The 13662-nt window shown below is 43.8% G+C and carries 13 protein-coding genes; 7 read left to right on the plus strand and 6 right to left on the minus strand.

Annotation, left to right across the window (positions count from 1 at the left end):
* Positions 1-70: 70 nt before the first annotated feature.
* On the minus strand, positions 71-829 hold the full coding sequence (locus tag AB4585_RS06080; protein ID WP_371724297.1) for a Nif3-like dinuclear metal center hexameric protein: 759 nt from the start codon (positions 827-829) through the stop codon (positions 71-73).
* Positions 830-919: 90 nt separating this feature from the next.
* Between AB4585_RS06080 and AB4585_RS06085 the strand changes: the two genes are divergently transcribed.
* Positions 920-1678, plus strand: a complete 759-nt coding sequence (locus AB4585_RS06085) for a DUF1853 family protein (protein WP_017061951.1) — start codon at positions 920-922, stop codon at positions 1676-1678.
* Positions 1679-1800: 122 nt separating this feature from the next.
* Here the strand turns inward: AB4585_RS06085 and pgm are convergent, their stop codons facing one another.
* Both pgm and seqA read right to left on the minus strand, forming a co-directional pair.
* Entirely contained in the window at positions 1801-3447 is a 1647-nt protein-coding gene (pgm, locus tag AB4585_RS06090; RefSeq protein ID WP_017061952.1) for a phosphoglucomutase (alpha-D-glucose-1,6-bisphosphate-dependent), read from the minus strand.
* A 92-nt stretch (positions 3448-3539) separates the two neighbouring features.
* Positions 3540-4079: a replication initiation negative regulator SeqA gene (gene seqA, locus AB4585_RS06095; protein ID WP_017061953.1), complete on the minus strand. Its 540-nt coding sequence runs from the start codon at positions 4077-4079 to the stop codon at positions 3540-3542.
* A 93-nt stretch (positions 4080-4172) separates the two neighbouring features.
* Here seqA and AB4585_RS06100 point away from each other — a divergent pair, with 93 nt between their 5' ends.
* The 3 genes from AB4585_RS06100 to fldA all read left to right on the plus strand — a co-directional run bounded on the left by AB4585_RS06100 (position 4173) and on the right by fldA (position 5853).
* A complete protein-coding gene (locus AB4585_RS06100; protein ID WP_017061954.1) occupies positions 4173-4934 on the plus strand; it encodes an alpha/beta fold hydrolase in 762 nt (253 codons plus the stop codon).
* Between the two features lie 108 nt (positions 4935-5042).
* The gene (locus tag AB4585_RS06105; RefSeq protein ID WP_004737900.1) at positions 5043-5261 is read left to right on the plus strand and encodes a DUF2788 domain-containing protein; all 219 of its coding nucleotides are present in this window, start codon (positions 5043-5045) and stop codon (positions 5259-5261) included.
* A 58-nt stretch (positions 5262-5319) separates the two neighbouring features.
* Complete coding sequence (gene fldA, locus AB4585_RS06110) at positions 5320-5853, plus strand: flavodoxin FldA (protein ID WP_010436745.1); 534 nt, start codon at positions 5320-5322, stop codon at positions 5851-5853.
* Between the two features lie 96 nt (positions 5854-5949).
* On the opposite strand, the gene AB4585_RS06115 is transcribed toward fldA, so the two are convergent.
* The gene (locus AB4585_RS06115) at positions 5950-6456 is read right to left on the minus strand and encodes a DUF4442 domain-containing protein (RefSeq protein WP_017061955.1); all 507 of its coding nucleotides are present in this window, start codon (positions 6454-6456) and stop codon (positions 5950-5952) included.
* 207 nt (positions 6457-6663) lie between these two features.
* On the opposite strand from AB4585_RS06115, the gene fcrX reads away from it, so the two are divergent.
* Complete coding sequence (gene fcrX, locus AB4585_RS06120; RefSeq protein ID WP_017061956.1) at positions 6664-7110, plus strand: ferric iron uptake transcriptional regulator FcrX; 447 nt, start codon at positions 6664-6666, stop codon at positions 7108-7110.
* A gap of 162 nt (positions 7111-7272) precedes the next feature.
* On the opposite strand, the gene glnS is transcribed toward fcrX, so the two are convergent.
* Positions 7273-8940: a glutamine--tRNA ligase gene (glnS, locus tag AB4585_RS06125; protein ID WP_372154956.1), complete on the minus strand. Its 1668-nt coding sequence runs from the start codon at positions 8938-8940 to the stop codon at positions 7273-7275.
* A gap of 299 nt (positions 8941-9239) precedes the next feature.
* On the minus strand, positions 9240-10790 hold the full coding sequence (gene nagE / locus AB4585_RS06130) for an N-acetylglucosamine-specific PTS transporter subunit IIBC (RefSeq protein WP_032545860.1): 1551 nt from the start codon (positions 10788-10790) through the stop codon (positions 9240-9242).
* A 475-nt stretch (positions 10791-11265) separates the two neighbouring features.
* Between nagE and nagA the strand changes: the two genes are divergently transcribed.
* Together nagA and AB4585_RS06140 are read left to right on the plus strand one after the other, a co-directional pair.
* Complete coding sequence (gene nagA, locus AB4585_RS06135) at positions 11266-12402, plus strand: N-acetylglucosamine-6-phosphate deacetylase (protein WP_017062193.1); 1137 nt, start codon at positions 11266-11268, stop codon at positions 12400-12402.
* A gap of 2 nt (positions 12403-12404) precedes the next feature.
* Positions 12405-13619, plus strand: coding sequence for an ROK family protein (locus AB4585_RS06140; RefSeq protein ID WP_017062194.1), 1215 nt, complete (start codon positions 12405-12407; stop codon positions 13617-13619).
* The last annotated feature ends 43 nt before the right edge of the window (positions 13620-13662 follow it).

The following is a 13662-nucleotide window of genomic DNA, read 5'->3' on the forward strand; positions in this document are numbered from 1 at the left end:
ACAGGTTACCTGCTCAATTCTAGAGAACGACGCATACACTCGACTCGTACCCCTTATCTCGCATCTGCTCTTAAACTGGGTTATCGATATCAATAAACTCAACATCCAAGCCATGTTCTTCCGCTAACCATTCACCTAACGCTTTTACACCGTATCGCTCAGTCGCGTGGTGGCCAGCAGCAAAATAATGAATGTCTTGCTCGCGTGCTGAGTAAGTAGTGCGCTCAGAAATTTCACCAGAAATAAAAGCATCAATGCCTTGAGAAGCCGCTAGCTCAATGTAGTCTTGACCACCACCAGTACACCAACCGACGGTCGTTATCATTTTGTCTTGGTTTTCTGGAGCGATATGCAGTGGTTTACGATTTAGAGCTTGATCGATTTTTTCTGCGAATTCAGTACCTGTCATTGGTGTTTTTAATCTACCAAACATAGCAACCGATTGTGGGTGCCCTTCCAAGCCACCTTCTACTTCAATATCAAGCAGTTCAGCGAGTTTGGCGTTGTTACCAAGTTCAGGGTGGATATCGAGAGGTAAGTGATAACCCAAAAGGTTAATGTCATTCTTTATCAGAGTGCGAATGCGTTTGCCCTTCATGCCACGAATTGCCTCTGACTCACCTTTCCAAAAGAAACCGTGATGAACCAACAAAGCGTCAGCCTCTAGCTCAACCGCTTTATTAATCAAAGCTTGCGAAGCTGTTACACCAGTAACGATTCGCTTCACTTCTGTCGCGCCTTCAACTTGAAGACCATTAGGACAGTAATCTTTAATCTGCTGTGGCTGCAGTTTTTCGTTAAGTAGCTTTTCTAATTGTAAGTTAATCATTTTTCTTTCCAGCTTACCTTTATAATAACGTCGTTATATCAATTTACGGGTAGAATGTCGAAAGCCCCACGATGAGTTTATGAGGAAGAGATGACAGCACTGCAACGTTTTTACCAATGGGTCATCGACTCACCGCCATTACTAGAAATCAAGCCACCGGTTTCGGATCTCAGTGCATTCTCTAGCAACCATGCCATCGACTCATCACATACTTATGAGGGTAATCCTAGATTAGGTTTCCTCTACCAATATCTATGCGAGCAAGTGATCGCTGCCTCACCGAATTACTCGATAAAGCACGACGAGATTCAGATCAATGTGGAAGGCAGAACTCTCGGTGCAATCGACTTTATTCTTAAAGAAGAGAGCAGCCAAAAGCTGGAACATTGGGAAGTGGCGATTAAGTTTTATCTGCTCCACGAACAAACATGGTTTGGACCCAACTCTCACGACCAATTGGATAAGAAACTCGACAGGATGCTCAGCCACCAACTCGAAATGTCCTCTTCTGCCGCCTTTGTTGAGCAATATCCAGAAATCGATGTCGACTCAAAACACTTACTGATGCAAGGTCGTCTATATACCAACCCTTTCTTAGAGCAAAACATACCGACAAAATGCTTGGGCTATGACATTAACCCAAGCCAAGTAAACGGCTTTTGGTGCTATCAAGATCAGGCTCATTTAATCAGTGAACCACTGTATCCACTCACCAAAGAGCAATGGGCAGCAGGGACGGATGATTTCAGCAGTCAGCCGATCACCGAGTTCGGTGATCGCTTCGTCCATGGGCAAACAAAGTCGGGGCAATTCTGGTTTGTGATGCCACAAAGTTGGCCACACGGTTAGTCGTCTGAGCTAACTCAGTTACCTTTTCCCGCTTATACGTAACTAACACAAACAAAAAGGGTTGATGCTTTCACATCAACCCTTCTTCTATTTACTTAGCAACTCTAGTAATCGAGATTCGATTATAGGCCAGCGGCTGCAAATACTTGGTTAACAATCTCTTGAGCTTCTGCTTCGATTGCTTTCAGGTGCTCTTCACCCTTAAAGCTTTCACAGTAGATCTTGTAGATGTCTTCAGTGCCTGATGGACGCGCAGCAAACCAGCCGTTCTCAGTTGTCACTTTCAAGCCACCAATCGCAGCACCGTTACCTGGAGCGTGTGTTAAGCGTGCAGTAATTGCATCACCAGCCAACGTCTCAGCAGAAACCATCTCTGGAGATAGTTTCTTCAGCACGTCTTTCTGTGCACCATTTGCTACCGCTTGAATACGGTTGTACTTAGATTCACCGTGTTTAGCGGCAAGTTCTTCGTAGTATTCTTGTGGGTTCTTACCTGTCACTGCTGTGATCTCAGCCGCAAGCAAGCAAAGAATCAGGCCGTCTTTATCTGTTGACCAAGGCGTACCGTCTTTACGTAGGAAAGAAGCACCTGCGCTCTCTTCGCCACCAAAACCAAACTGGCCGTTGTATAAGCCATCAACGAACCATTTGAAACCAACTGGCACTTCACAAAGTTCGCGACCTAAGTCAGAAACTACGCGATCGATTAATGCACTTGATACTAGTGTCTTACCAACAGCAACGTCTTTACCCCAACCTTCACGGTTACGGTATAGGTAATCAATACAAACCGCTAAGAAGTGGTTTGGATTCATCAAACCTTTAGGTGTCACGATACCGTGGCGATCGTAATCTGGGTCGTTACCAAATGCTAGAGCGTACTCGTCTTTAAGCGCCAGTAAGCCTGCCATTGCGTATGGAGAAGAACAGTCCATACGAACTACGCCATCTTTATCTAGAGACATGAATTGGAATGAAGGGTCAACCGCTTCACTTACCAGAGTAAGATCTAGATTGTACGCTTTACCAATTTGACGCCAGTAATCAATACCGCTGCCACCCAGTGGATCAACACCAATCTTGATGTTTGCTTTCTGGATCGCTTCCATATCCACGACGTTAACCAAATCAGCGACGTATGGCGCGACTAGGTCAACTTCTTTTACTAGCTCAGACTGTTTAGCCTGTGCGATAGGCGTACGCTTAACACCTTGCATTTGCTCAGCAATGATCACGTTCGCACGGTCTTCAATCGCTTGAGTCAGTTCAGCTTCAGCTGGGCCACCGTGTGTCGGGTTGTATTTAATACCGCCGTCTTGAGGTGGGTTATGTGAAGGCGTGATAACAATGCCGTCGGCTTTTTTGTCATTCACTAGGTTGTGCGTAAGAATCGCGTGCGAGATACCAGGTGTTGGAGTAAAGCCGTTGTTTTCTTGAATAATAACTTCAACACCGTTCGCTACAAGCACTTCGATAACCGTAGAGAACGCAGGCTCAGATAGAGCGTGAGTATCTTTACCTAAGAAAAGAGGGCCAGTTGTACCTTGCTCGGCACGAACTTCAGCAACCGCTTGTGCAATTGCTAGAATGTGGTTTTCGTTAAATGTTGATTTGTCTGCTGTACCGCGGTGACCTGAAGTACCGAAAAGTACTTTATGATCTGGGTTCGTAGCATCCGGTTGCTGTAAGAAATAGTTAGCAACTAAAGCCGGGATATTATGAAGATCTTCCTGCTGAGCTTTCTGCCCAGCACGAGGGTGCATAGCCATTTTTCGACATCCTTATATATAAAATTTTAAAACAAAAAAACCTCATAATATCTTCTTATCCATGGATATTATGAGGTTTAAATCAGATTTCGTTAAATTGAACCTGTTACTTTTTCTATCAATTCTGCTTGGAAATTCATGCGGCTCATAAGCTGCTCAACCATCTGTCTTTTTCGGCTTGTATTGTTATTAGTAATAACCCAAAAAGGACTTTGTGGAATAGCTTTAGGCTTAGTCGTGTTGCCGTTTGCTAGCAACGTCGCTTCGTTATCTGCAAAGTAAACGCGCTTACGGCCTTTTACTTGAGTTGCTTCTGAAAAGCTTAAAGGGTCGATTTTATGCAGTGTTGATAACACAAGCATGAAACGATCAATGGCTTTCTTTAGTGATGCAAACTCATCTGATATTAGTAGTGAGCGCATTTCTTTAACGCCATCGAACTTCTCTGGAGTAAAGCCTACCTCTTTGCTAACAACGATACCTTTTGGCTCAACGATCTCTTCGATCGGAGCCATGCCTTGGCTATCAACCTGTAACAAGCGGCGCAGAATATCTGAAGCGCTTTCGCCAATACGTTCTGTCTGACCCGCAATAAAACGGTATAGGTCCTCATCAACCTCAATTGTTTTCATTCGCTTTTCACAATCTCAATGTTTAAACTCTGGGGGATTATAGCGAGATCCGCGCGGATACTCTACGTCAAACCCACCATGAATAAGATAAAAATGTCAGTACAGCTCAACTATAAAATTGAAGGTGAGGGTCACACCATTGTTTTGATCCATGGATTATTCGGTAATCTGGACAACCTTGGCTTGCTCGCTAGGGATCTAAAAGCCGATCATCAGGTACTTAGTATCGATCTCCGCAACCACGGTCAATCCTTCCATAGTGACACTCATAACTATCAAGCGATGGCACAAGACGTGGCTCAACTGCTGCATGATCTTAAGTCAGAAGACGTCACTGTGATTGGTCACTCGATGGGTGGCAAAGTAGCGATGGCACTGACACAACATCTTGCGCTGCATAAATTGATTGTCTTGGATATGGCTCCGGTCGCGTACACTCAGAGTCGCCACGACAACGTATTCGCAGGCCTGCAAGCCGTGATAGAAGAAGAGCCGACTTCACGCTCAGATGCACTCAAGGTTCTCGCAAAACATATCGAGATCGATGGCGTTCGCCAGTTTTTAACCAAATCTTTGTTCAAAACAGAGCAAGGCATCATGGAATGGCGCTTCAATGTTGCTTCGTTATTGAGCAACTACCCACATATTATTGGTTGGGAACCGATCGAGAAAACCTCGGTCAAAACCTTGCTCATTAAAGGTGGGGATTCAGATTACCTCACCGCAGAACATCAAGCAGCCGTTCAGCAGCAATTTTCTAACGCAAAAGCGCATGTCATTGCCAACACAGGTCACTGGCTGCATGCTGAAAAACCAGCAGAAGTACTTAGAGCAATTAGAAAATTCATCGCTTAACTGCGCTTTTTCGTGCAGATAAATGAGAGCTGTGTAATTACTGCAGATTAACTTTATCTCACAACAGTGATATAGTGCGCCCAAGCAAAATTGGTATATAAGGTTCCCATGCTTTACGACTACATGAACATCATCGAATCTGTTGGTTTAGATCTCCTGTTTGCCGCGATTTTCTTTTTAATCGGTATGGCAATTAAGGACGTTCTCAAGCAGGGAAATGTTCCTCCATTTGGTCGTCGCATCGTATGGTTAGTACTTTTCCTTGGCTGTGCGGGTTTTATCGCCAAAGGGATAATCCAACTAAGCTGGGAAGGAACTGGGATCTAACGATTCTCTTCCGAACTTTATTACACCGACAACAGACAAAATGAAAGGTAATGATTCTATGGCAAGTGTAGGTCTCTTCTTTGGTAGCGATACAGGTAACACTGAAGCTGTTGCTAAGATGATTCAAAAGCAATTGAGCAAACAGCTCGTTCACGTTCAAGACATTGCAAAAAGCAGCAAAGAAGATATCGATAACTTCGATCTACTGCTGCTTGGTATCCCTACGTGGTACTACGGCGAAGCACAATGTGATTGGGATGACTTTTTCCCAGAGCTAGAAGCTATTGATTTCTCAACTAAGCTTGTTGCTATCTTTGGTTGTGGCGACCAAGAAGATTACGCAGAATACTTCTGTGATGCTATGGGTACTATCCGTGACATCGTTGAAGCGAAAGGCGGTACTATCCTAGGTCACACATCAACTGAAGGCTACGAATTCGAAGCATCGAAAGGTTTAGTTGAAGGCGATGACAGCCAATTCGTTGGTCTATGTATCGATGAAGACCGTCAACCTGAGCTAACTGATGAGCGCGTATCTAACTGGGTTAAACAAATCCACGAAGAGATGTGCCTAGCAGAGCTAGAAGACTAATTCTCTAGTGGTTGTTAATTGTTACAGTTAATAACCATTATGTAGATATGAAAAAACCTCCTTATAGGAGGTTTTTTGCTATTTAAAATCTATTAATTAGCACTCAGCCTCTAATGCTTCATCATCATCTCTAAATTGCGGCTTCTTTCTTACATAGAGGGTGCGTTGAATTTCTGAAACCACATTACCCTGCTTATCTTTCACGTGAATAATAAATTCGGGGAAGCACTTTTCACCGAGTTGCGTCTGACGATAGATATCGTCAAGCTGCCCTTGCCTTATCTCAAAATCTGCATACAAGTCCGATTGCCCCGGCTTGATGAAGTTAATGCTCGCTTCTTTATCCCAAACATAATATCGTTCACCTAAAATTCCCATTAACATCAATGAGTAAACGGGATCGGTAAGAGAAAAGATACTGCCGCCATATTGAGTACGATTGGCGTTCTTATTCCACCAGCGTAGCTTAAGTACTGTCTTAACAACCCTAAAGTCAGTGCTAATGTGGGCTATTCGAATACCCGCTCCCCAAAAGGGAGGCCAAATATTAAGAGCAAATTTTACAATGTTGGGTTTATATATTTTTGCGAGTTGCTTATTCATAACAACATTCCATGTTCATATCAGAAACACCGTCACCTTGACTGGTCGTACCTCCACTATAAGTGAGATACTTCCAATTTACAAAACAGATTGTGATGTCAGTAAGTAACCCTTTGAAGTTCGTGGTTTATTGTTATGCCTGACTAAACTATAATGGTATTAATATTGAATTCTGTTAATTGCTGCAGATCATCAACAGGAAAGTATATGTCAGACAATAATCAAGCGCTAAAAGATGCAGGTCTTAAAGTGACCCTTCCACGGCTCAAAATTTTAGAAGTATTACAACAGCCAGACTGCCAACATATTAGTGCTGAAGATTTATATAAGAAGCTGATCGACCTAGGTGAAGAAATCGGTCTTGCAACCGTTTATCGAGTACTTAACCAATTCGATGACGCTGGCATTGTAACTCGTCACCACTTCGAAGGCGGCAAGTCTGTATTTGAACTTTCTACACAGCACCACCACGACCACCTTGTATGTTTAGATTGTGGCGAAGTGATCGAATTCTCTGATGACATCATCGAAGAAAGACAGAAAGAGATTGCTCAGCGTTACAACGTGCAACTAACAAACCACAGTTTGTACTTGTACGGCAAAAGCATTAACGGAGATTGCAAAGGCAATCCAGACGCGCATAAAGCGAAGTAGTAATACAGAACGCTGGCTTAGGCCGGCGTTTTTTATATGGTCACTACATAAGACGATTAATCGCAACTTATTCTATAATTGACGACTTTATTCAGATACAAAAAACCGGCTCTAAGCCGGTTTTTTATTAGGGTGCTTATCGAAAGCGAATCACTTTAGCGATTAAGCTTCAGTTTTACCCCATGTGTCACGTAGACCAACCGTGCGGTTGAAGACTAGTGCATCTGCTTTAGAGTCTTTCGAATCCACACAGAAGTAACCTGTACGTTCAAACTGGTACGCTTGCTCTGCCACACCTTCTGCTAAGCTAGGTTCAACAAAACCATTTAGCGTAACAAGTGATTCAGGGTTTAGCGTTGCAGCGAAGTCATCAGCAGCGGCTGGGTTTGGCACTGTGAATAGACGATCGTACAAACGAATCTCAGCAGGCAGTGCTTTATCAGCAGATACCCAGTGGATAACACCTTTCACTTTGCGGCCATCTGCAGGGTTCTTACCCAATGTTTCATTGTCGTAAGAACAGAAGATAGTCGTAATGTTGCCTTCTGCATCTTTTTCGATACGTTCAGCTTTGATCACGTAAGCACCACGCAGGCGAACTTCTTTACCTAGAACCAAACGCTTGTACTTTTTGTTTGCTTCTTCACGGAAGTCATCACGCTCAATCCAAACTTCACGTGTAAATGGTACTTCACGAGTGCCCATTTCTGGCTTGTTTGGGTGATTTGCAACCGTTAACGTTTCTACTGTATCTGCTTCGTAGTTTTCGATAACGATCTTAACTGGATCCAGAACAGCCATTGCACGAGGTGCATTTTCGTTCAGATCATCACGGATGCAAGATTCAAGTGAACCGAACTCAATCATGTTCTCTTGCTTAGTTACACCAATACGCTTACAGAATTCACGAATCGAGCTTGAAGTAAAACCACGACGACGTAGGCCAGAAATAGTAGGCATGCGTGGGTCATCCCAACCTTGAACTAGGTTTTCAACCACAAGTTGGTTCAGCTTACGCTTAGACATCACTGTATATTCAAGATTCAGGCGGCTAAACTCGTACTGACGAGGTTGGCAGTCAATCGTGATGTTATCTAGAACCCAATCGTACAAACGACGGTTATCTTGGAATTCAAGCGTACAGATAGAGTGCGTAATACCTTCCAGCGCATCAGAGATACAGTGAGTAAAGTCGTACATTGGGTAAATGCACCACTTGTCAGCCGTTTGATGGTGGTGAGCAAAACGAACACGGTAGATAACAGGATCGCGCATAACCATGAACGAAGAGCTCATGTCGATCTTAGCACGTAGACACGCTTTACCTTCTTCAAAGCCACCGTCACGCATTTTTTCAAACAACGCTAGGTTCTCTTCAGGGCTGCGGTCACGGTGTGGGCTCGCTTTACCAGGCTCTTTTAGCGTGCCACGGTACTCACGGATTTGATCAGGACTTAGCTCGTCAACATACGCTAAGCCTTTATTAATTAATTCCACAGCATAAGCGTAAAGCGTATCGAAGTAGTTTGATGAGTAACAAATATCACCAGACCATTCGAAGCCTAACCAGCTTACATCATTCTTAATTGACTCAACGTATTCAACGTCTTCTTTTTCAGGGTTTGTATCATCGAAACGAAGATTACATTGTCCCTGGTAGTCCTGAGCAATACCAAAGTTCAAGCAAATAGATTTAGCGTGACCAATGTGCAGGTAGCCATTTGGCTCCGGCGGGAAACGAGTATGCACGCTACTGTGTGTACCATCCGCTAAATCTTTATCAATAATTTGGCGAATGAAATTCGATGGACGAGCCTCAGCTTCACTCATCTATAGCACCTCTATGTATTTAGTATTGTCAGAGAAAGTTATCTTTCGTCCCCAAGAAAACGGTCGCTTATAGCGCCAGTCAAAGATAGAAAGATCATTGTTGCTAATCATCCACAATTCTTAGCCTTTGCACAATAAGAACCGTCCGTTAATTGCGATTATTTCTGCTATTCGATGAAGAATAGAACGAACCGTGTTCGCTGGTCTTAAACTGCAGGCACAAAAAAGCCTCCCGTGTGGGAGGCTTTCAATTTGACACTTACTTAAGAGTAACTTTACGTCTTAATTAAGTACTTCCCTTACTGTGGAAGTTTTACATCAGATAGGTCTTCGCCTGCACCAATAGCTTTCATTTCGCCAGCTACGATTTCAGCTAGTGGGCCTAGGATAACCTGTAGGTTGTTTTCACCTAGTTTAACCACACCTTTAGCACCAAGTTTCTTAAGAACAACTTCATCTGCAACAGAGCGGTCTTTAAGAGTTAGACGTAGACGAGTGATACAAGCGTCGATTGAAGTTAGGTTGTCGTGACCACCTAGAGCTTTCAGGTATTGACGTGCAAGGTCGCCCTTTGGTGCTTCGCCAGCAGGAGCTGCAACAGCTTCGTCATCATCTTCACGACCTGGCGATTTCAAGTTGAAAGCGCGGATTGCGAAAGAGAAAGTGAAGAAGTATAGAGCACCGAAGCCAAGACCGATTAGTAGTAGTACGAATGGTTTAGTTGCTAGACCCCAGTTCAATACGAAGTCGATAAGACCAGCAGAGAAACCGAAACCGTGCAGAGTACCAAACATGTTAGCAACTACTAGAGACAAACCTGTAAATACAGCGTGCATTGCGTATAGAGCAGGAGCTAGGAATACGAACATGAATTCTAGCGGCTCTGTGATACCTGTTAGGAATGAACAGAATGCAACTGAGAATAGTGCGCCACCAACTTGGCTACGTTTTTCAGCAGGAGCAGCTAGGTACATTGCAAGTGCAGCACCTGGTAGACCGAACATCATTACTGGGAAGAAACCGTTCATGAATACGCCAGCGCCTTTATCGCCGCCGAAGAAACGGTGTAGGTCGCCAGATTTAACTGTTTCAGTTACTTCTTTAACAGTTGCAACAATTTCTGGGTTAACTGAGTTAGCAAATTCAAATGTGTACTCTTGACCAACAACTAAAGTTTTAGCTAGTGCAGGGTCAACACAAAGTTGAGAGAAGCCTTCTGCAGCAACTACGATCTCTTGACAAGAGCCCATACCGAACCAGAAGTACGAGTTCAGTACATGGTGTAGACCTACTGGGATAAGTGCACGGTTAAGAGTACCGTAAACAAATTGACCGATAGCGCCAGACGTTGAAACTGCGTGAGCAAGTGCATCTAGACCAGATTGAACAGCAGGCCATACAACACCAAAGATTGCGCCAGCAACTAGAGCAAATAGACCAGCCATAATAGGAACTAGACGTTTGCCAGAGAAGAATGCTAGCCACTCTGGAAGACGAGTCGCGTGGAATGCATTGTAAGAGTGACCTGCGATGATACCTGCAAAGATACCGCCGAAGAATGACATATTTACACTAGCATCGATGTTTGTTGCGGTTGCTGTCAGAACAAAGTAAGCAACTGCACCAGCAAGACCTGCTGCGCCGTTACCGTCTTTAGAAAGACCAATAGCTATACCCAAACCAAACAATAATGGTAGTTGACTGAAGATTGCGTTACCAGCAGATGCCATGAATGCGATATCGAGTAAGTCTGGTTGACCCAGACGTAGCAGCAATGCCGCAATCGGAAGCGTTGCGATTGGTAGCATTAACGCCTTACCAAGCTTCTGCGCATATCCTAGAATATTCACCAGTTGTTTCCCCCTATAGGATTTTTTAGAATTCGTTTGAGAAACTTATTTTAGTCGCTCAATTTAGTCCTATTCAGTGTATTCAATTAATTTTGCTCCGCAAATTAAAACCTTACCATTTGTGATCCTAATCACCAGTTTTTACCAAATCCAGAGGTTTTTGCTAGCGAGATCATAAAACTTATTTTATCATTCAAAAAAATGAACATTTATGGATAAAATCCAAATCTAATCATTAGGCAAAAAGATGGTTACTCCGGGCTTATAGAGCACCGTGAATAATCATTATTGATGGACCTTAATGTATAATAAAAATCAATTGTTCATATGTTTTTCAACAACTTAAATCGCTTCTCATTTTGAAGCCGTTTGCCCATAAAAGATAAATCGTTACGTAAATGATGCTCGCAAACTAAGTCCGCATTTAGGTAACGAACGAATTTAAAAGATCTCACGAAATAAGGATTAGCTGACTATGTACGCGCTAAGTAACTGTAAAATTTACACTGGTAGTGATGTTCTAACCGATCATGCTGTTGTAATCGAAAACGAACTGATCAAAAAAGTCTGTCCTATCTCTGAATTGCCAGAAGGAATCGAGCTTCGCGACCTAGACGGTGCAAACCTAAGCCCAGGTTTCATTGACCTACAACTGAATGGTTGTGGCGGTGTAATGCTTAACGATGAGATCACTGCAGAAACCATGCAGATCATGCACAAAGCAAACCTGAAATCTGGCTGTACTAGCTTCCTACCAACGCTTATCACCTCTTCAGACGAAGATATGCGTGCGGTTATTACGGCAGCTCGTGAATACCATAACCAGTACCAAAACCAATCTTTAGGTCTGCACCTTGAAGGCCCTTACCTAAACGTTGCGAAAAAAGGCATCCATAGCGTCGATCACATTCGTAAATCTGACAACGAAATGATTGAGCTTATCTGTGAGAACCGTGACCTTGTTGCAAAAGTAACATTGGCTCCAGAGCTTAACGACCCTGAACACATCGAACGCCTGCACAAAGCTGGCGTTGTCGTTTCTATCGGCCACACCAACGCAACTTACGCAGAAGCGCGTCAAGGTTTCGAATCTGGTATCACGTTCGCCACTCACCTGTTCAATGCAATGACGCCGATGGTTGGTCGTGAGCCTGGCGTTGTTGGCGCGATTTACGATACTCCTGAGGTTTACGCTGGCATTATTGCCGACGGCTTCCACGTTGATTACGCAAACATCAGAATTGCGCATAAAATCAAGGGAGAAAAGTTGGTATTAGTGACGGATGCCACAGCTCCTGCAGGTGCTGACATGGAATACTTTATTTTTGTCGGTAAGAAAGTATATTACCGTGATGGTAAGTGTGTTGATGAAAACGGCACACTGGGCGGCTCAGCTCTGACTATGATTGAAGCAGTTCAGAATACAGTTGAGCACGCTGGTATCGCTTTAGACGAAGCTCTTCGCATGGCTACGCTATACCCAGCTACGGCTATCGGTGTAGAAAGCAAGCTAGGTCGAATCAAAAAAGGCATGGTTGCAAACCTAGCTGTATTTGACCGAGACTTTAACGTTAAAGCGACTGTTGTTAACGGACAATACGAGCACAATTAAGTATGAATGGCGGACAAATAGGTAACGTAGACTTAGTTAAACAACTAAACAGTGCGGCGGTATACCGACTTATAGACCAACAGGGGCCTATCAGTCGTATACAAGTGGCTGATGTAAGCCAACTCGCACCGGCAAGTGTTACAAAAATTACCCGCCAACTTTTAGAGCGCGGCCTAATTAAAGAGGTTGCGCAGCAAGCGTCTACTGGCGGTAGACGCGCTATCTCCCTAACCACAGAAGTAGAGCCTTTTCATTCTGTTGCTGTGCGTTTGGGTCGAGACTACATTCAAATAAGCCTGCATGACCTTGGTGGTCGTGAATTGGCTTTCCAACAGCAAGACCTGAATTATTCAGACCAATCAGACCTTACCCAAGGCTTGGTCAATAACCTCAAAGCTTTCATTGCTGAGCATCAACCAAAGATCGATCAACTGATTGCTATTGGTGTCACGCTTCCAGGCTTGGTTAACCCAACGACCGGTGTTGTTGAGTACATGCCGAATACCGACATCGATAACCTCGCATTAAGCGACATTATTCGCGATACATTCCATGTTGCTTGTTTTGTTGGTAACGATGTTCGTGGAATGGCGCTTGCTGAGCACTACTTCGGTGCAAGTAAAGATAGCCAAGATTCTATTTTGGTCAGTGTTCACCGTGGTACAGGTGCAGGTATTATCGTTAATGGTCAGGTTTTCCTAGGTCATAACCGTAATGTGGGTGAAATTGGTCATATCCAAATTGATCCGCTAGGCGAGCAATGCCAATGTGGTAACTTCGGCTGTCTTGAAACAGTAGCGGCAAACCCAGCTATCGTTGAACGCGTGCAGAAGCTGATTAAACAAGGCTATGAGTCTTCTTTAACAGAGCTTGAGCATATTACGATTCAAGACGTTTGTGACCACGCGATTAATGGTGATGAGCTAGCCAAGCAAAGCTTAGTTCGAGTAGGAAACCAGTTAGGTAAGGCTATCGCGATGACGATTAACTTATTTAACCCTCAAAAAGTTATCATTGCTGGTGATATTACCAAGGCACAAGAGATTGTTTTTCCTGCAATTAAGCGCAATGTAGAGAATCAGTCGTTAACGACTTTCCATAGCGGCCTGCCTATTGTAGCATCACAGATCGATAAACATCCTACGATGGGAGCTTTTGCTATGATTAAGCGCGCCATGCTTAACGGCGTGTTACTGCAGAAGCTTCTCGAAGACTAGAGAAAACAATTCTGATTTTCCGCGGGCCGTGTTTGTATAAACA

This window comes from Vibrio sp. 10N.222.49.C9 (assembly GCF_041474985.1).
Classification (GTDB): Bacteria; Pseudomonadota; Gammaproteobacteria; order Enterobacterales; family Vibrionaceae; genus Vibrio; species Vibrio crassostreae_C.